Origin of the sequence: Rhizobium sp. NLR10b, assembly GCF_019685435.1 — a bacterium.
Lineage (GTDB): Bacteria > Pseudomonadota > Alphaproteobacteria > Rhizobiales > Rhizobiaceae > Rhizobium.
The window spans coordinates 342,828-359,501 of the sequence record NZ_JABDWV010000007.1 but is presented as its reverse complement, the minus strand read 5'-3'; the positions used below and the strand labels follow the sequence as shown (position 1 = coordinate 359,501).

20 protein-coding genes are annotated in these 16,674 nt (G+C 61.7%); 9 read left to right on the top strand and 11 right to left on the bottom strand.

What is annotated here, in order from left to right; all coding sequences use genetic code 11:
• Positions 1-19 precede the first annotated feature (19 nt).
• From HJB91_RS14500 to HJB91_RS14480, 5 genes are all read right to left on the bottom strand, one after another.
• Positions 20-853, bottom strand: a complete 834-nt coding sequence (locus tag HJB91_RS14500; RefSeq protein WP_221146614.1) for a carbohydrate ABC transporter permease — start codon at positions 851-853, stop codon at positions 20-22.
• Positions 850-1,773 carry a carbohydrate ABC transporter permease gene (locus HJB91_RS14495; protein ID WP_210631352.1) on the bottom strand — a complete coding sequence of 308 codons (924 nt, stop codon included), beginning with the start codon at positions 1,771-1,773 and terminating at the stop codon, positions 850-852. The genes HJB91_RS14500 and HJB91_RS14495 overlap by 4 nt, the downstream gene beginning before the upstream one ends.
• Positions 1,766-2,947: an ABC transporter ATP-binding protein gene (locus HJB91_RS14490; protein WP_221155078.1), complete on the bottom strand. Its 1,182-nt coding sequence runs from the start codon at positions 2,945-2,947 to the stop codon at positions 1,766-1,768. Before HJB91_RS14490 ends, HJB91_RS14495 begins: the two co-directional genes overlap by 8 nt.
• Positions 2,944-3,774 (bottom strand): metallophosphoesterase, encoded by an 831-nt coding sequence (locus HJB91_RS14485; RefSeq protein WP_221146613.1) that lies wholly within the window; start codon positions 3,772-3,774, stop codon positions 2,944-2,946. Before HJB91_RS14485 ends, HJB91_RS14490 begins: the two co-directional genes overlap by 4 nt.
• A gap of 192 nt (positions 3,775-3,966) precedes the next feature.
• Entirely contained in the window at positions 3,967-4,362 is a 396-nt protein-coding gene (locus tag HJB91_RS14480) for a hypothetical protein (RefSeq protein WP_210631355.1), read from the bottom strand.
• Positions 4,363-4,569: 207 nt separating this feature from the next.
• On the opposite strand from HJB91_RS14480, the gene HJB91_RS14475 reads away from it, so the two are divergent.
• The 6 genes from HJB91_RS14475 (at position 4,570) to HJB91_RS14450 (ending at position 8,688) form a co-directional block, all read left to right on the top strand.
• On the top strand, positions 4,570-4,758 hold the full coding sequence (locus HJB91_RS14475; RefSeq protein WP_221146612.1) for a hypothetical protein: 189 nt from the start codon (positions 4,570-4,572) through the stop codon (positions 4,756-4,758).
• Positions 4,759-4,851: 93 nt separating this feature from the next.
• Positions 4,852-5,145, top strand: a complete 294-nt coding sequence (locus HJB91_RS14470; RefSeq protein ID WP_210631357.1) for a hypothetical protein — start codon at positions 4,852-4,854, stop codon at positions 5,143-5,145.
• A 59-nt stretch (positions 5,146-5,204) separates the two neighbouring features.
• Positions 5,205-5,711 (top strand): helix-turn-helix domain-containing protein, encoded by a 507-nt coding sequence (locus tag HJB91_RS14465; protein WP_210631358.1) that lies wholly within the window; start codon positions 5,205-5,207, stop codon positions 5,709-5,711.
• 13 nt (positions 5,712-5,724) lie between these two features.
• The gene (fabF, locus tag HJB91_RS14460) at positions 5,725-6,990 is read left to right on the top strand and encodes a beta-ketoacyl-ACP synthase II (protein WP_221155076.1); all 1,266 of its coding nucleotides are present in this window, start codon (positions 5,725-5,727) and stop codon (positions 6,988-6,990) included.
• Positions 6,991-7,082: 92 nt separating this feature from the next.
• Entirely contained in the window at positions 7,083-7,511 is a 429-nt protein-coding gene (locus HJB91_RS14455) for a DUF4864 domain-containing protein (RefSeq protein WP_210631360.1), read from the top strand.
• Between the two features lie 106 nt (positions 7,512-7,617).
• Positions 7,618-8,688, top strand: coding sequence for an acyltransferase (locus HJB91_RS14450; protein WP_221155074.1), 1,071 nt, complete (start codon positions 7,618-7,620; stop codon positions 8,686-8,688).
• A gap of 2 nt (positions 8,689-8,690) precedes the next feature.
• Here the strand turns inward: HJB91_RS14450 and tgt are convergent, their stop codons facing one another.
• The 5 genes from tgt to coaD all read right to left on the bottom strand — a co-directional run bounded on the left by tgt (position 8,691) and on the right by coaD (position 12,624).
• Positions 8,691-9,821, bottom strand: a complete 1,131-nt coding sequence (gene tgt / locus HJB91_RS14445; RefSeq protein ID WP_221146610.1) for a tRNA guanosine(34) transglycosylase Tgt — start codon at positions 9,819-9,821, stop codon at positions 8,691-8,693.
• Positions 9,822-10,904 carry a tRNA preQ1(34) S-adenosylmethionine ribosyltransferase-isomerase QueA gene (queA, locus tag HJB91_RS14440; RefSeq protein ID WP_210631363.1) on the bottom strand — a complete coding sequence of 361 codons (1,083 nt, stop codon included), beginning with the start codon at positions 10,902-10,904 and terminating at the stop codon, positions 9,822-9,824. It lies immediately after the preceding gene.
• A gap of 72 nt (positions 10,905-10,976) precedes the next feature.
• Complete coding sequence (locus HJB91_RS14435) at positions 10,977-11,486, bottom strand: peptidylprolyl isomerase (protein WP_010029525.1); 510 nt, start codon at positions 11,484-11,486, stop codon at positions 10,977-10,979.
• Between the two features lie 28 nt (positions 11,487-11,514).
• Positions 11,515-12,087 (bottom strand): peptidylprolyl isomerase, encoded by a 573-nt coding sequence (locus HJB91_RS14430; RefSeq protein ID WP_221155072.1) that lies wholly within the window; start codon positions 12,085-12,087, stop codon positions 11,515-11,517.
• A 42-nt stretch (positions 12,088-12,129) separates the two neighbouring features.
• Positions 12,130-12,624 carry a pantetheine-phosphate adenylyltransferase gene (coaD, locus tag HJB91_RS14425; RefSeq protein WP_210631365.1) on the bottom strand — a complete coding sequence of 165 codons (495 nt, stop codon included), beginning with the start codon at positions 12,622-12,624 and terminating at the stop codon, positions 12,130-12,132.
• Positions 12,625-12,714: 90 nt separating this feature from the next.
• Here coaD and HJB91_RS14420 point away from each other — a divergent pair, with 90 nt between their 5' ends.
• The 3 genes from HJB91_RS14420 to HJB91_RS30690 all read left to right on the top strand — a co-directional run bounded on the left by HJB91_RS14420 (position 12,715) and on the right by HJB91_RS30690 (position 13,484).
• The gene (locus tag HJB91_RS14420) at positions 12,715-13,014 is read left to right on the top strand and encodes a hypothetical protein (protein ID WP_210631366.1); all 300 of its coding nucleotides are present in this window, start codon (positions 12,715-12,717) and stop codon (positions 13,012-13,014) included.
• Positions 13,015-13,157: 143 nt separating this feature from the next.
• Positions 13,158-13,313: a hypothetical protein gene (locus HJB91_RS14415; protein ID WP_210631367.1), complete on the top strand. Its 156-nt coding sequence runs from the start codon at positions 13,158-13,160 to the stop codon at positions 13,311-13,313.
• Between the two features lie 36 nt (positions 13,314-13,349).
• Positions 13,350-13,484: a hypothetical protein gene (locus HJB91_RS30690; RefSeq protein WP_010056528.1), complete on the top strand. Its 135-nt coding sequence runs from the start codon at positions 13,350-13,352 to the stop codon at positions 13,482-13,484.
• A 175-nt stretch (positions 13,485-13,659) separates the two neighbouring features.
• On the opposite strand, the gene gyrA is transcribed toward HJB91_RS30690, so the two are convergent.
• A complete protein-coding gene (gene gyrA, locus HJB91_RS14410; protein WP_221146608.1) occupies positions 13,660-16,449 on the bottom strand; it encodes a DNA gyrase subunit A in 2,790 nt (929 codons plus the stop codon).
• Positions 16,450-16,674: the final 225 nt, after the last annotated feature.

Below are 16,674 nucleotides of genomic sequence, written 5' to 3'. Positions count from 1 at the left end.
TTCTCCTGAGTTGAACCGATCAGCCTTTGAGACCGGTCATGGTGATGCCCTCGACGAAACGCTTCTGCGCAAGCAGGAAGGCGATGACGAGGGGAAGGGTAATCATGAGGGTGGCGGCCATTAGCGCGCCGTAGTCGTCGCCGGCTTCGGCGGCGCGAAAATACATCAGCCCGAGCGGCGGCGTGGCGTAGTCCTGCCTGCTGATGACGACCAGCGGCCAGTAGAGGTCATTCCAGTGCGCGACGACCGAGAAGATGGCGAAGGCAGTGACTGCAGGCCAGGCATTCGGCACGATGACGCGAGCGACGATGCCGAGCTCGGACATGCCGTCGAGACGCGCAGCATGGATGAGATCATCCGGCATGGCGCGAAAGAACTGCAGAAACATGAAGATCGCGAAGACCGAAATGGTGAAGGGCGCAACGAGGGCGGCGTAGCCGTTGAGCAGCGAGGCGTGGTCGAAGGCGACATAGAGCGGCAAGGCGGTCGCATGGATCGGCACCAGCAGGCCGAGCATGACCAGCACTATCATGGCACGTGCGGCCCCAAAGCGCAGCTTCGCCATCGCATAGGCGCAAGGGATCGCCACCAGCACCTGGAAGAAGAAGATCAGCCCACAGACGACGACGCCGTTCCACAGGAGCCGCGCCATCGGCACCCGGCTCAGGGCCCTGGCAAAATTCTCCGCATAGGTGAGGTGCGCCGGGATCAACGACAGCGACGAGGTAAAAATATCGCTCTGCGCCTTGCCTGCCGCCGAAATCATGAAGACGTAGGGCGAAAGGAAGATGATCGCGCCCAGGGAAAGCAGCGTCAGGCGGATGATCCGGCCGAGGGAAAAAGCGCGCGTCATGTGTAATGCACCCGCCGATCGAGGATGCGGAACTGCAGGAACATCAGCACCACGAGGATCAGGAGAAAGACAACGGTCATCGCCGAGGCGTAGCCGACGCGCAGGTAGACGAAACCTTCCTGGTAGATGGTAAAGAGCAGCACCTCCGACGCCTTGTTCGGCCCGCCTTCCGTCAGCGTCTTGACCGTCTCGAAGACCTTCACCGCGTTGGTGATGCTGATCGTGATGACGAAGAGCGTCGTCGGCCCGAGCATTGGCCAGGTGACGAGCAGGAAGCGATCGAGGGCGGATTTGGCGCCGTCCACTTCGGCTGCCGCGTAAAGTTCGCGCGGGATCGCCGTCAGCCCGGCCAGGAACAACACCATGTTGAAGCCGGCCGACTGCCAGACGCCGATGATCGAGAGGCTGTAGAGCACCGTGCCGGAACTGCCCAGCCAGTTCGGCCCTGGCAATCCCGCCAATGCCAGAAGCGCGTTGATGGGTCCGATGGTCGGATGAAACATATATTGCCAGACGGTCGCCATAGCGACGATCAGTGAGGCGACCGGCAGGAAATAAGCGGTGCGGAAGAAGCTGCGCGCCGCCGTCTCGCTCTCGATCAGCATGGCGATACCGAGGCCGAGAAGGATCGAGACGGGCGCGACGATCGCCGTATAGACCGTCGTATTCCAGAGCGACTTGCGGAACGTGCGGTCGGTGATCAGATGCGCGTAATTCTCGAAGCCGACGAAGCGGAACTTGCCGTAGCCGAGTTCGAAATCGGTAAAGCCGAGGAAGATGACAGCCGCGACCGGCAAAAGCACGAAGAGGAACAGCAGCACGATCGCCGGCAGCACCAGCATCCAGGCGATGCGGGCCTCGCTGCTCCGATGTGCAACGGCGGGATTGCCAACTACGCCCATGGAAACGACGTTAGCCATGCGCCCTCTCCCGCGCGATATCGCCTGCGGCGAGCTCATTGCCGGCCTCCGCGCGAGCGGCCAGCCGGCTGCCATCCTTGGCGAAAGCCATCGTCCGGCCTGTGGCAAGCCGCAGCCCGACCGGATCGCCGGCGGCGAGGCCTGCAGCCTCCGGCGGCTGAACCTTGGCGATCACGGTCTCGCCGATCGCATCGAGACGGCAATGGAGGATGACCTCCGATCCCAGGAACTCGACGCGCTCGATCCGGGCGGCAAGCCCGTCCTGGCGGTTCCGGTCGAGAGAGACGAACTCGGGGCGAATGGCGAGCGTGACCGGCATCTTGCCGGCGGGCGAGTTTTCCAGCGTCAGGCGCAGGTCGCCAAAGGCAACCACACCGTCTTCGGCTTCCGCCGGCAGTTGATTGATGCGCGGCTGGCCGATGAAACGGGCGACCTCGATATGGGCGGGATCGTCATAGATGACCTCGGGGCTTGCGATCTGCAGCAACCGGCCGCCCATCATCACGGCGACGCGATCCGCCATCGACAGCGCTTCCGCCTGATCATGGGTGACGTAGAGCGTCGGCACGCCGGCGCGGCGATGCAGGTCGACGATCTCGCCCCGGGCGTGGACGCGCAGGTTGGCGTCGAGGTTGGACAGCGGCTCGTCCATCAGGAAGATGCTCGGCCGGCGCACCATGGCGCGGGCGAGCGCCACGCGCTGGCGCTGACCGCCGGACATCTGGCCGGGCTTGCGGTCGAGCAGGTGTTCGATCTTGAGTGATGTCGCCATTTCCCTGACGTCGCGGGCGATCGCTGCGCGGATGGCGCGCTGGCTCGGCATCAACGAACCGATGAAGGGCAGCCGTTGCATGTTCGACAGCCGGCGCATCGCCAACGGCACGGCGATATTCTGCGACGCCGTCAGATGCGGATAGAGGGCGTAGGACTGAAAGACCATGGCGATGTTGCGGTCGGCGGCTGCCACGCCCGACATATCTTTCCCGCCGATCAGGATCTCGCCCCCGTTGGCGTGGTCGAGGCCGGCAAGCACGCGCAGGAGCGTGCTCTTGCCGCAGCCGGAGGGACCCACCAGCGCGATGAATTCGCCGCCGCCGACATCGAGGCTGACGCCATTCAGGATCTGGTTACCGGCGAAGGACTTGGTGATGCCGCGAAGCGAGAGCGCGCTCATTCCACCGGTTCCCGCTGCTTGACCGCCTGGGGATAGACCTCGTGAACGACGTCATCGAGCACATGCGCGGTCATGCCGGGCACGGCGACGATCGCGCTTGCGACCGACGTATCGAACTCGTGGACGACGGCGCCGATCAGGCGCTCGCCCGGCATTTCCCGCTCCATCTTATCGATGATGAAGGCCGCCGACGGCCCCCATGTCAGCTGGGTGTTGCCGAAGCCGCCCTGCCAGGCCCAATGGAGGTGGCCGCTGGCGAAAAGAGCCACGTCATGGGCGGCGATCAGCTCGTAGAGCTGCTGGCGCTGAGCCGGCCGGACGCTCCAATAGCCGGTATCGCCTTCGTCGGGTGCATCCACGAACAGCGGCTTATGCGCGAACAGGGCCACGCGCCGCCCGGCCCTGTCGGCAAGCGCCCGCTCGAGCCATTCGAACTGCGCCTGCTCCTCATCGTCCTCATGACCGAGAAGCAGCGCGTTCAAGCCGATGAAGCGCCAGCCGGCTCCATCTTCCAGCCAGCGATCGGGGCCGGCGACGCTGCGCCAGCGGGCCAGCCGCTCGGCATTGACGGGCTGGTCCGAACCCTTGAGGTGGCCGACATCGTGATTGCCGGGAACGATTAGCATCGGGATCGATACCTGGCGCATGAGATCCATCGAGAAGACGATGTCCTCGTCCTTGTCGGCGCCGTCGACGGTGAGATCACCGGTATGGACGATCAGATCGGCGCCGGTCTCTTCGATCCAGCTTAAAAGTGGTGCCCAGTTGCCGTTGAAATGCGGCTTGCCGGGGCTGAAATGCGTGTCGGTGATCTGAATGATTTTCATGGGGCGCGCGCGTCTCCGAGAACCTCGGAAGCGTCTCCTGGACGCTCCCTTCTCGGCCCCTCTCTAGAGGGCTCCCATGTCAATCAGACAGCTGCGGTTTTCAGCTGTTTTTCAGTTTTGACGTCAATCCGTCACACAGGCGCAGGCCGCTCCCGCATCGGGAGCCGGCTAACCTGCGGGATCGGATGGAGATCAATGCCGCGGCGCGTTGGCGGGAATGGACGATACCGTCGCCGAAACGGGGTCGCTTGCCGGAAAGGTGTCCTCGAGACCTTCGTTAAGCTCCTCTTCCAGCGTTTCGCTATCGTGGGTGGAACGCGCGCTCGGCTGGCCGACGAGGCCCTTGCTGCCTTCGTCAAAATTGCCGTTGCTCAGGGCGTCGTACCGGTTGATGCTGCCGTCCGCGTTGCGGCCCGGAAAGGCGGTCAGCTGAACCATCATCACCTTGGCGTGGTCGAGCGCCGTCGAACTGTCGAGCTCGCCATGGGAATTGTTGATTTTGACGGCAATCGACTCTCCTCCCTCGCCCAGGAATTCCACAATGAAGAAGTTGCCGGACTGTGTCACGCGCGTATCGATCAACTGCATGGGAGCCTCCTGTGTTCATGCCAAACCAACGGCGATCAGCAGCAGGAGTTCCACAACGACGCCATTTCCATGCTGTGCATGCTGCGCCGAGGGTCAGATCCGCTGAAACTCGGCTGGCTTTTATGGTTAATTTATTAATAATTCGGAGTTTATATTGGAACCAGGCGGCCTTTCCGCATGTTGTTGCTGCGCCGTGGAGGAACCTCGATGATCCTGAAAATCCTTGCTCCCAAGATCGACGCCGATTGCCATGATACCGGCACCTATTCCGACGGGATCTTCGCCGAAAACCGCATCGACCTTTCGTCGCGCGGTGACGGCCGCCGTCGTTCCCCACATGAACGCGATTACGGCGCCGACAGAAAACTGGAAAAACTGCCGCTCGGCTTCGTCTAAGCAGCCTGCGGAAGGCCATAACCTCCTCTTGCCGGCCGGATGATCCCGGCCACATTCTCCTGTGACGCCACTCGCGCAGGTCAGGAGAACCCTTTGCCCTGGATCGCCTACATCGCCCATTTCATCGCCGCGGCCTTTCTGGTCAACGGCATCCCGCATTTCGTCAACGGCGCCAGCGGCCGGCGCTTCCGCACCCCGTTCGCCAATCCAAGTTCGCCGACGGTGAATGTCATATGGGGCTGGGCGAACTTCCTCATCGCCTTCCTGCTCTTTGCCAATATCGGGCCGCTCTATATCGGCACTCCGGGCGATACGATCTTCGCCGCGGCTGGCATGCTCGTCACCGGCATCCTGCTCGCCCGCTTCTTCGGAGGTGACGGGATATAGAGCTTTCCTACGCATATGTTACTTGCATGATGATAGTCACTCCTGTACTGACATCTGCCATGCAGCGGACAAGTTTCAGCCAATTCAAATGCCCGGCGGCGCGCGCGCTGGACAGCGTCGGCGACTGGTGGAGCATCCTGATCCTGCGCGACGCCTTCCAGGGGCTGTCGCGCTTCGACGACTTCCAAAAAAGCCTCGGCGTGGCCCCGAACATCCTGACGCGACGGCTGAAACACCTGACGGATGAAGGGCTGTTCGAACGACGGCTCTACCAGCAGCGCCCTGCCCGCTACGAATATCTGCTGACAGAAAAGGGGCGCGATTTCTTTCCGGTGCTGATGGCGCTGTTTTCCTGGGGAAGTCGGCACATTCCGGAAGAGGATCTCGCCTTTCTACTCAGCGACGCCGCCTCCGGCAAAGCGCGCGAGACGGTCCTTGTGGACGCACGAACCGGCGAAGAAGTAACGCCCCAAAACACCAGCCTGCTCGCTGGACCAGCCGCCGACGACGAGGTGCGTGCGCGGATCGCCCGCATGCGCGCCTGGTATCTCGGCATCGACGCATAGAGAGGAAAATACCATGGATCGCATCGTTGTCACCGGCATGGGACTTGTCTCGCCCCTCGGCACCGGCGTCGAGCCTGCCTGGAAACGTCTCGTCGACGGCGCCTCCGGTCTGAGGGTGCTGCCGGCCGATGTCGTCGGCGAGCTTTCGGCCAAGGTTGGCGGTGTCGTCCCCGGCCTCATCGAGGATGTCGAGGCTGGTTTCGACCCCGACCGCTCCATCACGCCGAAGGACCAGAAAAAAATGGATCGCTTCATCCAGTTCGCCATGGCGGCGACGGAGGAGGCGGTGAAGCAGGCAGGCTGGATGCCGACCGATGAAGGCAGCCGTGAACGCACCGCAACGATCATCGCTTCGGGCGTCGGCGGCTTTCCTGCGATCGCCGAAGCAGTGCGGATCGGCGAGACGCGAGGCGTGCGGCGGCTATCGCCCTTCACCGTGCCCTCCTTCCTCGTCAACCTCGCCGCCGGCCAGGTCAGCATCCGCTATGGGTTCAAGGGTCCGCTCGGCGCGCCGGTGACGGCCTGTGCCGCCAGCGTCCAGGCTATTGGTGATGCGGCGCGGTTGATCCGCTCCGGCGAAGCCGATGTGGCGATCTGCGGCGGTGCCGAGGCCTGCATCGACAAGGTAAGCCTCGGCGGCTTTGCCGCCGCGCGTGCGCTTTCCACCGGCTTCAACGAGACGCCGGAACTGGCCTCGCGGCCCTTCGACACAGCGCGCGACGGTTTCGTCATGGGCGAAGGCGCCGGCATCCTGGTGATCGAAACGCTGAACCATGCGCTGGCCCGCGGGGCCACACCGCTTGCAGAACTCGTCGGCTACGCCACGGCGGCGGATGCCTACCACATGACCGCAGGCCCAGAAGATGGCAATGGCGCGCGCCGGGCGATGGAGGCAGCACTCAGGCAGGCGAAGATTCCGGCCTCGGAGGTCCGGCACCTCAATGCGCACGCGACGTCGACACCGGTCGGAGACAAAGGCGAAATCGCTGCGATCGGCACGGTCTTCGGCCGCAACGGCGCCATTGCCGTCAGCGCGACGAAGTCGGCGACCGGCCATCTGCTCGGCGCGGCCGGCGGGTTGGAAGCAATCTTCACCATTCTTGCGCTGCGCGATCAACTCGCGCCGCCGACCCGCAACCTCAATGAAGTCGATCCGGCCGCCGACGGCATCGATATCGTCGGCAAGACGGCGCGGCCGCTGGCGATGGACTATGCCATCACCAACGGCTTCGGTTTCGGCGGCGTCAATGCCAGCGCCCTGTTCCGGCGCTGGTCGTAACACGGCTGCGCAGTTTTGCTGGAATTGCGCCGGAAATCGCCTACACTTCCGCACTGTCGGGGATCTTTCTCCGACAGAGCCGGAGATCATCCATGCGCGCCTTCTTCGCAGTTCTCATCCTGTGTGCCGCGTCCCTCGTCTCCACCGTCTCAACCCGCGCCGAAGACCCGATCGACACGACACGGACGATGATCGAGGAGCAGATCAAAGCCTTCCTCAACGAGGATGCCGAGACCGCCTATTCCTTCGCCGCTCCCGCCATTAAGGCGATGTATCCCGACAAGAACCTGTTCTTCGCCATGGTGAAGAAGAGCTACGAGCCGGTCTATCATCCCGGCAATTACGCCTTTGGCCGCAGCCGCTCGATCGATAACGGCGCTCTGATCTACCACGAGGTGCTGATATCGGGCCGCGACGGCAGGGATTGGACGGCGATCTATCAGATGACCCGACAGCCGGACGGCAGCTACCGGATCAACGGCGTGCAGATGATGCCGGATGCCGACAGCAAAGGCATTTGAAGCGCTGTTCTTGGCTGGATGAAACACTGCCCGGCACTTGGATTCGTTGCACTAACCATTTTGAAATCGTGCTGGAGTAAAAATCCGTCAGCGGGGGATTGGCGGGTTGAATACAGGCAAGCAGTTTTTCACGGCACTTGAAGCGTTGCGAGGAATCGCGGCCATCGTGGTCATGTTCCTACACACTGGCGGCACGCTTGGTCCGATACCTGTCAACATCAGCTACCTTGCCGTTGACCTTTTCTTTCTTTTGAGCGGCGTCGTGCTTGCGAATTCATACGAATGGCAACTGGCAACGGGACAGATTTCGCCTGCAGGATTTCTGCTGCAGCGTATCATTCGGCTTTATCCTGTATATCTGCTTTCTCTGCCTGTTGGCCTTGTCAGCTATGGAATTCAATTCGGCTTCGATTGCCTCACCCTGGCCGGACTTCTTCTGAAGGCGGTTCTGTTCATTCCAAACGCAGGCACGGGCGGCGCCTTTCCTCTGAACGGGCCCAGTTGGTCGCTCTTCTTCGAACTCTGGGCCGGAGTGCTGTTTTCCGTTCTTCTGGTGCGACTATCGTCCAGAATCTTGCTCGCCATCGCCCTCGCAACAGCGGCTATCACCTTGTACGGTGCCCTTGGGGGCAATTTCGACATTGGCCATCAGGCGGGCTATTTCGGATTTGGCTTCTCGAGAATTTTGTTCTCGTTCTCGCTCGGGATCTGCCTTCGGAGGTTGCACGAACTTCGGAGGCCGAATGCGGTCAATAGAGGCAATACCATCGGCATTTTCCTCTGTGGTTTGCTGATTGTGATCACGAATATACCCGCGAGCACATTCTACGGTTTTCCCTATTTTGATCTTTTCGTATGCTTCGTGATTTTCCCGGCCATTGTCTGGGTCGCAATGCGCACGAGGCAGACCGGCCTAATCGGGCTGGCATTCCGTTGGCTGGGGATCGTTTCCTATCCGATTTATATACTGCACGCCCCCATCTTCGAGTTGCTGCATTTACTGCGGCAAAAGGGCTTTGACCTCCCGGCCTCTCCGGCAGCTGGGATGGTCGTCGTGATAGCGATTATCATCATGGCGGGCATCGTCGCCATTCACTTCGACGAGCCAGTGCGCAAAAAGCTCAAGACAATGACTGCGCCAAGACCAGCATCTGAGCTTCCCGCGGGGGCGAGCTAGCCTCAAACCGGGTCGAGATCGCCCCTTGCCCATTCCTCCATGGTCTCCGCCATGAAGTCGGCGAAGCGGCCTTCGGCGATCGCCTTGCGGATGCCCTGCATCAGTTCCTGGTAATAGGCGAGATTGTGCCAGGAGAGCAGCATGCCGCCGAGCGCCTCATTGGCGCGGACGAGATGGTGCAGATAGGCGCGGGAATAATCGCGCGAGGCCGGGCAGTTCGACTGTTCGTCGAGCGGACGCATGTCCTCGGCATGACGGGCGTTGCGGATATTGACCTTGCCGCGGCGGGTGAAGGCCAGGCCATGGCGGCCGGAGCGGGTCGGCATGACGCAGTCGAACATGTCGATGCCACGGGCGACAGATTTGAGGATATCGTCAGGCGTGCCGACGCCCATGAGGTAACGGGGCTTCTCACCCGGAAGCACGGGCAACGTCGTTTCCAGCATCCGCAGCATGACATCCTGCGGCTCGCCGACGGCAAGACCGCCGACAGCGTATCCCTTGAGGTCGAGCTTGGTCAGCTCCTCGGCCGAACGGACGCGCAGCGCCGGGATGTCGCCGCCCTGGACGATGCCGAACATGGCCTTGCCGGGCTGCTCGCCGAAGGCCACCTTGCAGCGCTCGGCCCAGCGCAGCGACATTTCCATGGCGCGCTCGATCTCCTTCGGCTCGGCCGGCAGCGCCACGCATTCGTCGAGCTGCATCTGGATGTCGGAGCCGAGCAGGCCCTGGATTTCGATCGAGCGCTCCGGCGACATGTGGTGCAGGCTGCCGTCGACATGCGACTTGAAGGTGACACCCTGCTCGTCGAGCTTGCGCAGGCCGGACAGCGACATGACCTGGAAGCCGCCCGAATCCGTCAGGATAGGATGTTCCCAGCGGATCAGCTTGTGCAGGCCGCCGAGGCGGGCGACGCGCTCCGCTGTCGGGCGCAGCATCAGGTGATAGGTATTGCCGAGAATGATGTCAGCGCCGGTCTCGCGCACCTGGTCGAGATACATGGCCTTGACGGTTCCGACCGTCCCGACCGGCATGAAGGCCGGTGTGCGGATTTCGCCGCGCGGCATGGAAATCTCACCGAGACGGGCGCCGGCATCGGTCTTCTCGAGCGTGAATTGGAAGTTCTCTGTCATCTAGTCTTTCCGGAAAAGAAGGCTCGCGTCGCCGTAGGAGTAGAAGCGGTAGCCCATGGAAATAGCGTGTTCATAGGCCGCATGCATGGTTTCGAAGCCGGCGAAGGCCGAGACCAGCATGAACAGGGTCGAGCGCGGCAGGTGGAAATTGGTCATCAGCATGTCGACCGCCTTGAAACGGTAGCCGGGCGTGATGAAGATCCCCGTGGCGCCGGCCCAGGGCTTGATCTCTCCACTTTCCTCGGCGGCGCTCTCGATCAGCCGCAGCGAGGTGGTGCCGACACAGACGATACGCCCGCCTCTTTGCTTTACCGCGTTCAGCCGGGCAGCAGTTTCTGCGCTGACGTAACCGCTTTCGAGATGCATCTTGTGATCGGCGGTATCGTCAGCCTTCACAGGCAGGAAAGTTCCGGCGCCGACATGCAGAGTGACGAAATGGCGTTCGATACCGGCCTTGTCGAGGGTCTCAAACAGGCCAGGCGTGAAGTGCAGGCCGGCGGTGGGGGCTGCAACGGCGCCCTCCTCGCGGGCATAGATCGTCTGGTAGTCGATGCGGTCGCGCTCGTCCTCGGGGCGTTTGGCGGCGATATAGGGCGGCAGCGGAATATGGCCGACGGCGCCAATCGCCTCGTCGAGCGCCGGACCGGAAAGATCGAAGGCGAGGGTCACTTCGCCGGCTTCGCCCTTTTCCTCCACCGTCGCATCGAGCGAGCCGATCATGCAGCTTTCGCCACTGTGGCCAAAGGCGATGCGATCGCCCTCCCTGATGCGCTTGCCCGGCTTGGCGAAGGCCTTCCAGCGGCTGGGACCGACGCGCATGTGCAGCGTCGCTGAGACCTGCTGCCCGCCAGCGCCGTCGCGATGACGGATGCCCTCGAGCTGGGCGGGAATGACCTTCGTGTCGTTGAAGACAAGCGCGTCCCCGGCGCGCAGAAATGACGGCAGATCGGAAACACGATGATCCGATAGTGCGCTTGCCGCATTTGCATTCACGACGAGCAGCCGTGCGCTGTCACGCGGCTCGGCGGGCCGCAGGGCGATGCGCTCCTCGGGCAGATCGAAATCGAAAAGGTCAACGCGCATAAGTGTACTTTCAGGCAAAGCGAAACCCGCCCCGCGCTCTCGCGCAAGGGCGGGTTTCAGCAAACATCACAATCAGACGTCGGCGGCAACCCGCATCGAGACGATCGAGTCCGGATCGGAGACCGGTTCGCCGCGCTTGATCTTGTCGACATTGTCCATGCCTTCGATCACTTGGCCCCAGACGGAATACTGCTTGTTCAGCCACGGCGCGTCGGTGAAGCAGATGAAGAACTGCGAGTTGGCCGAGTTCGGGTTCTGCGAACGGGCCATCGAGCAGGTGCCGCGAACATGCGAGGTCGCGGAGAATTCAGCCTTCAGGTCCGGCTTGGAGGAGCCGCCCATGCCGGCCCGGCCGGGATTGAAGGTTTCAGAACCCTTCTTGCCATATTCGACGTCGCCAGTCTGGGCCATGAAATCCTGAATGACGCGGTGGAAAACGACGCCGTCATAGGCCTTCTCGCGGGCGAGTTCCTTGATGCGGGCAACGTGCTCCGGAGCGACCTGCGGCAGCAGCTGAATGACAACCTTGCCCTTGGTGGTTTCCAGAATGATGGTGTTTTCGGGATCCTTGATCTCGGCCATTGTCTTCTCCTCTTGTTTCTCTTGTAACTTACTTCTTGCCCAGGGTGACCTTGATCATCCGGTCGGGATTTTTGACTTCGCCGTTCTGGCCTTCGCCACGCTTGATCTTGTCGACATTTTCCATGCCGGAAACGACCTTGCCGACGACGGTATACTGGCCGTTCAGGAAAGAACCGTCGGCAAACATGATGAAGAACTGCGAATTGGCGGAATTCGGATCCTGCGAACGAGCCATGCCGACAGTGCCGCGCACGAACGGGGTCTTAGAGAATTCAGCCGGGATGTCGGGCATGTCGGAGAAGCCGGTGCCGGCAAGGCTGGCATCGAAGCCCTTTTCCATGTTGCCGTATTTGACGTCGCCGGTCTGGGCCATGAAGCCGTCGATGACGCGGTGGAAGGCGACGTTGTCATATTCGCCCTTCTTGGCGAGCGCCTCGATCTGGTCGACATGCTTCGGCGCCACATCCGGCATCAGCTGGATCACCACCGGGCCGTTCTTCAGCTGAATGGTGAGATAATGATCGGCCGACTGGGCCAAGGCATCCCCCGCGAAGGAGGCAAGATATAGCACGCCGGCAAATGCGAGATAAAAGAGTTTCATGTGAGCTCCGTTGCGGCGTTATCCGCCTAGGCTTTGCGCTTGCTAGTTTGGGCGCTTGGATGTGAGGGCTTGCAAGACCGCGGCCGGGACGAAAGCGCTGACATCGCCGCCCATGGCGGCGATCTGGCGGACCAATGTGGCGGTAATGGGCCGCGACGCCGTGCCGGCCGGCAAAAAGATGGTCTGGATATCTGGCGCCATCGTTCTGTTCATGCCGGCCATCTGCATTTCGTAGTCGAGATCCGTGCCATCGCGAAGGCCGCGGATCAGAAGTGTGGCGCCATGGGCGCGGGCGGCATGGACGACCAGATTGTCGAAGGCGACGACGGTGATGTCGCCGGTCTTGCCGGGCAAGGCTTCGGCCAGCGACAGGCGGATCAGCTCGGCTCGCTCTTCGAAAGAAAAGAGCGGCGCCTTGCCGGGGTGGATGCCGATCGCGACGATGACTTTTTCGGCGACGTTCAGCGCCTGGACCAGAACATCCACATGTCCGTTGGTGATCGGGTCGAAGGACCCAGGATAAAAAGCTGTCGTCATCTGGCCCGGCCATTGGTTTGACGCCTTTTGTCACGGATGCGGACTTGTCGCAAGTGATTTACCCGGCCGCGCCGCTCGGCTGAACAACGGATGAACATGCCATTCAAGGCCGTTTCAGGCGGGATCTGTTTAACTCGGATCATCAACAAAGCCGATGCCATTCCGGCAGCCGGCGCTCCCAAAAGATCGAAATCCATGCTGATCGTGCTCGTTGCGCTTGCCATTGTTTTCTCCCTCGCCGCCGAGATGGCGTATGGCTACTTCGCCGATCGCTACGAGGTGAACTGGGTGCGGCCGGAGCTTGCCGAACATGCGGCGATTGTACGCGCCCAAGGCCGCCTGCGCGGAAATGAGGGTCGGCTGCGAGAAAAAATCGGATTTCGAATCTGAACGCCAGATGAACGAGACATTCAAGGATGCTTCAGATCGCCATTGGTAAACACCCGCTCAACATCCGGCGGAACCATTTTTAAACGGATGCGTTCACTCAACCGACACAGAAATGCGTCAAAGCGCGGCAGGAAGGACTAATAATGCCCGGCAAGATTACGATGATTAACGTGCTCTGGATGGTCATGGTCACGGGCATGCTCACCGCAACTGTCGCTCTTTATGACCAGAAGGTCGATGCCTCCAAAGTTTATGGCCCTTATGCTTCGGCTCGCACGGCCGTACTGGGCCAGTACTGAGGAGCGAGTACGCAACTCCCCAGGAAAGGAATGCCTATGTTCACGATCTTGACAGTGCTCACCGCCCTCATCAGCGTCATGTTCATCGTGTCTGTGGCCTCGACGATATCAGCGCTGCGGCGTGAAGGCGAAGAGGTGAAGGCGCTGAACGAAAAGCATAGCGCGTTCTGACATTCCTCTCTTTCCCTCCCATGAGCGGCACCGTTCCGCTCCTGGTGCTTTCAAAGCCGGATGCACCCAGCGTCCGGCTTTTTTTCTTGGCCAGTGAGTGAGCCAACTGAATGCTTCAGCCTGAAAGCCGGGCTCTAACAGAAAAGGGCGGCTCGAAGCCGCCCCGTTCATTCGATTATTCTTCGGCAGCACCGCCCGGATCACCATCGGCGACCGGCGTCTCATCGGCGCCTTCGACGGCCCCTTCCGTCTCATCCTCCTCCGGCTCACTGATGCGCTCGACCGAGACGACCTTCTCGTCCTTGGCCGTCGAGAAGATGGTGACGCCCTTGGTGGCGCGGCTGGCGATGCGGATGCCGCCGACCGGCACACGGATGAGCTGACCGCCATCAGAGACGAGCATGATCTGATCGCCGTCATCGACCGGGAAGGCTGCAACCAGTTCGCCGATCTCGCCGGTTTTCGACGTATCGGTAGCGCGGATGCCCTTACCGCCGCGGCCGGAGATACGGAAATCGTAAGAGGACGAACGCTTGCCGAAGCCCTTTTCGGAGACGGTGAGCACGAACTGTTCGCGTGCCTTCAGCTCCTCGTAGCGTTCGTCGGAGAGCTGTCCCTCCTCGGTGACCTCCTCTCCGACGAGAGCGATATCCTCTTCATCAACGCCTATCGCCCGGCGTTCGGCGGCAGAGCGCTTGAGGTAGGCGGCCCGTTCCCATGGCTCGGCATCGACATGGCCGACGATCGTCATCGAGATGATGCGGTCGCCCTCGCCGAGATTGATGCCGCGCACCCCGATCGAGTTGCGGCCGGCAAAGACGCGGACATCGTCGACCGAGAAGCGGATGCACTGGCCGAGCGCCGTGGTCAAAAGAACGTCGTCCCGCTCGGTGCAAGTCTCGACGGAGAGGATTTCATCGCCCTCCTCTTCCAGCTTCATGGCGATCTTGCCGTTGCGGTTGACCTGAACGAAGTCCGACAGCTTGTTGCGGCGAACCGTACCGCGCGTCGTCGAGAACATGACGTCGAGATTATCCCAGCTCGCCTCGTCCTCGGGCAAGGGCAGGATGGTGGTGATGCGCTCGCCGGGTTCGAGCGGCAGCATGTTGATCAGCGCCTTGCCGCGCGAGGTCGGCGTGCCGATCGGCAGTCGCCAGACCTTCTCCTTATAGACGATGCCGCGGGAGGAGAAGAACAGGACTGGCGTATGGGTGTTGACCACGAATAGCCGGCTAACGAAATCTTCGTCGCGGGTGGTCATGCCGGAGCGGCCCTTGCCGCCGCGGCGCTGGGCACGGTAGGTGGTCAGCGGCACGCGCTTGATGTAACCAAGATGCGAGACGGTGACGACCATATCCTCGCGGGCGATCAGATCCTCGTCGTCCATTTCGAGGCCGCCATCGACGATCTCGGTGCGGCGTGGCGTGCCGAACTCGTCGCGGACGGCTGACAGTTCGTCCTTGACGATGGTCTGGATGCGCACACGCGAGGAAAGAATATCGAGGTAATCCCGGATTTCCTCGCCTATCTTATTGAGTTCATCACCGATTTCGTCACGGCCGAGTGCAGTCAGGCGGGCAAGGCGCAGCTCGAGAATGGCGCGCGCCTGCTCCTCGGAGAGGTTGTAGGTGAGGTCGTCGTTGATGCGGTGGCGCGGATCGTCGATCAGACGGATCAGGCTTTCGACATCTTCGGCCGGCCAGCGGCGCGTCATCAGCTCTTCGCGGGCCGACTGCGGATCGGGCGCCTGGCGAATGACGCGGATGACTTCGTCGATATTGGCGACGGCGATCGCGAGGCCAACCAAGACGTGCGCGCGCTCGCGCGCCTTGCGCAGCAGGAACTTCGTTCTCCGGCTAACGACTTCCTCGCGGAAGGAGACGAAGGCGCGCAGCATGTCGAGCAGGGTCAGCTGCTCCGGCTTGCCGCCGTTCAGCGCCACCATGTTGCAGCCGAAGGAGGTCTGCAGCGGCGTGTAGCGATAAAGCTGATTGAGGATAACCTCGGCATTGGCGTCGCGCTTCAATTCGATGACGACGCGATAGCCTTGGCGGTCGGATTCGTCGCGCAGGTCGGAGATGCCCTCGATGCGCTTTTCACGCACCAACTCGGCCATCTTCTCGATCATCGTCGCCTTGTTCACCTGGTAGGGAATTTCGGTGATGATGATCTGCTCGCGGTCGCCGCGCATCGGCTCGATGGTGGCGACGCCACGCATGATGACGGAGCCACGGCCGGTCTCGTAGGCCGAGCGGATACCGGCACGGCCGAGGATCTTGGCGCCCGTGGGGAAGTCAGGGCCGGGAATGATCTGCATCAGTTCCGGCAGCTCGATCGCCGGATCGTTGATCAGCGCGATGCAGCCGTCGATCACTTCGGAGAGGTTGTGCGGCGGAATATTGGTGGCCATGCCGACGGCGATGCCGCCGGCGCCGTTGACGAGCAGGTTCGGGAACTTGGCGGGAACCACGACCGGCTCAGAGAGCGTGCCGTCATAGTTGTCGCGGAAATCGACGGTTTCCTTGTCGAGATCGTCGAGCAGCGAATGAGCAGCCTTTTCCAGGCGGCACTCGGTGTATCGTTCGGCCGCCGGCGGATCGCCGTCGACGGAGCCGAAATTGCCCTGACCGTCGATCAGCGGCAGCCTGAGCGACCAGGGCTGCGCCATGCGGGCGAGCGCATCATAGATCGCAGCGTTGCCGTGCGGATGGTATTTACCCATCACGTCGCCGGTAACGCGGGCGCATTTGACGTATTTCTTGTTCCAGTCGATGCCGAGCTCGGACATGCCGTAGAGGATGCGCCGGTGCACGGGCTTCAGGCCGTCGCGCACGTCGGGCAACGCGCGGCTGACGATGACGCTCATGGCGTAATCGAGATACGACCGCTGCATTTCCTCCATGATGGAGATGGGCTCGATGCCTGGCGGGAGCTTCCCGCCGCCGGGGGGTGTTTGCTCAGTCAAAACAGATCACGATCTCTTCTAGAATCACTTGAAGATTTATAGCGGAAAGCCTGTTCCCGCGCCAATTTCTGAGCGCGTTTTGAACAGGCTTTTGCGGCCGAAAAAGGGTAAAGCACCGGAGTTGTGCGGCCGGACCGGACAAATCCGCCGCAGGCCGCCGCGGCACATTTGCCAAATCCAAATCCCCGCTTCACAATCGCAGTAAATCACACACCCATATGGGCT

Coding starts and splice junctions, on each gene's coding strand:
- HJB91_RS14420 (WP_210631366.1), top strand. CDS start 12,715: ATGAACATGCCATTCAAGGCCGTTTCAGGCGGGATCTGTTTAACTCGG.
- queA (WP_210631363.1), bottom strand. CDS start 10,904: ATGCGCGTTGACCTTTTCGATTTCGATCTGCCCGAGGAGCGCATCGCC.
- HJB91_RS14455 (WP_210631360.1), top strand. CDS start 7,083: ATGCGCGCCTTCTTCGCAGTTCTCATCCTGTGTGCCGCGTCCCTCGTC.
- HJB91_RS14500 (WP_221146614.1), bottom strand. CDS start 853: ATGACGCGCGCTTTTTCCCTCGGCCGGATCATCCGCCTGACGCTGCTT.
- HJB91_RS14495 (WP_210631352.1), bottom strand. CDS start 1,773: ATGGCTAACGTCGTTTCCATGGGCGTAGTTGGCAATCCCGCCGTTGCA.
- HJB91_RS14480 (WP_210631355.1), bottom strand. CDS start 4,362: ATGCAGTTGATCGATACGCGCGTGACACAGTCCGGCAACTTCTTCATT.
- HJB91_RS14485 (WP_221146613.1), bottom strand. CDS start 3,774: ATGAAAATCATTCAGATCACCGACACGCATTTCAGCCCCGGCAAGCCG.
- HJB91_RS14415 (WP_210631367.1), top strand. CDS start 13,158: ATGCCCGGCAAGATTACGATGATTAACGTGCTCTGGATGGTCATGGTC.
- HJB91_RS14435 (WP_010029525.1), bottom strand. CDS start 11,486: ATGGCCGAGATCAAGGATCCCGAAAACACCATCATTCTGGAAACCACC.
- HJB91_RS30690 (WP_010056528.1), top strand. CDS start 13,350: ATGTTCACGATCTTGACAGTGCTCACCGCCCTCATCAGCGTCATGTTC.
- HJB91_RS14490 (WP_221155078.1), bottom strand. CDS start 2,947: ATGAGCGCGCTCTCGCTTCGCGGCATCACCAAGTCCTTCGCCGGTAAC.
- HJB91_RS14465 (WP_210631358.1), top strand. CDS start 5,205: ATGCAGCGGACAAGTTTCAGCCAATTCAAATGCCCGGCGGCGCGCGCG.
- fabF (WP_221155076.1), top strand. CDS start 5,725: ATGGATCGCATCGTTGTCACCGGCATGGGACTTGTCTCGCCCCTCGGC.
- coaD (WP_210631365.1), bottom strand. CDS start 12,624: ATGACGACAGCTTTTTATCCTGGGTCCTTCGACCCGATCACCAACGGA.
- HJB91_RS14430 (WP_221155072.1), bottom strand. CDS start 12,087: ATGAAACTCTTTTATCTCGCATTTGCCGGCGTGCTATATCTTGCCTCC.
- tgt (WP_221146610.1), bottom strand. CDS start 9,821: ATGACAGAGAACTTCCAATTCACGCTCGAGAAGACCGATGCCGGCGCC.
- HJB91_RS14475 (WP_221146612.1), top strand. CDS start 4,570: ATGATCCTGAAAATCCTTGCTCCCAAGATCGACGCCGATTGCCATGAT.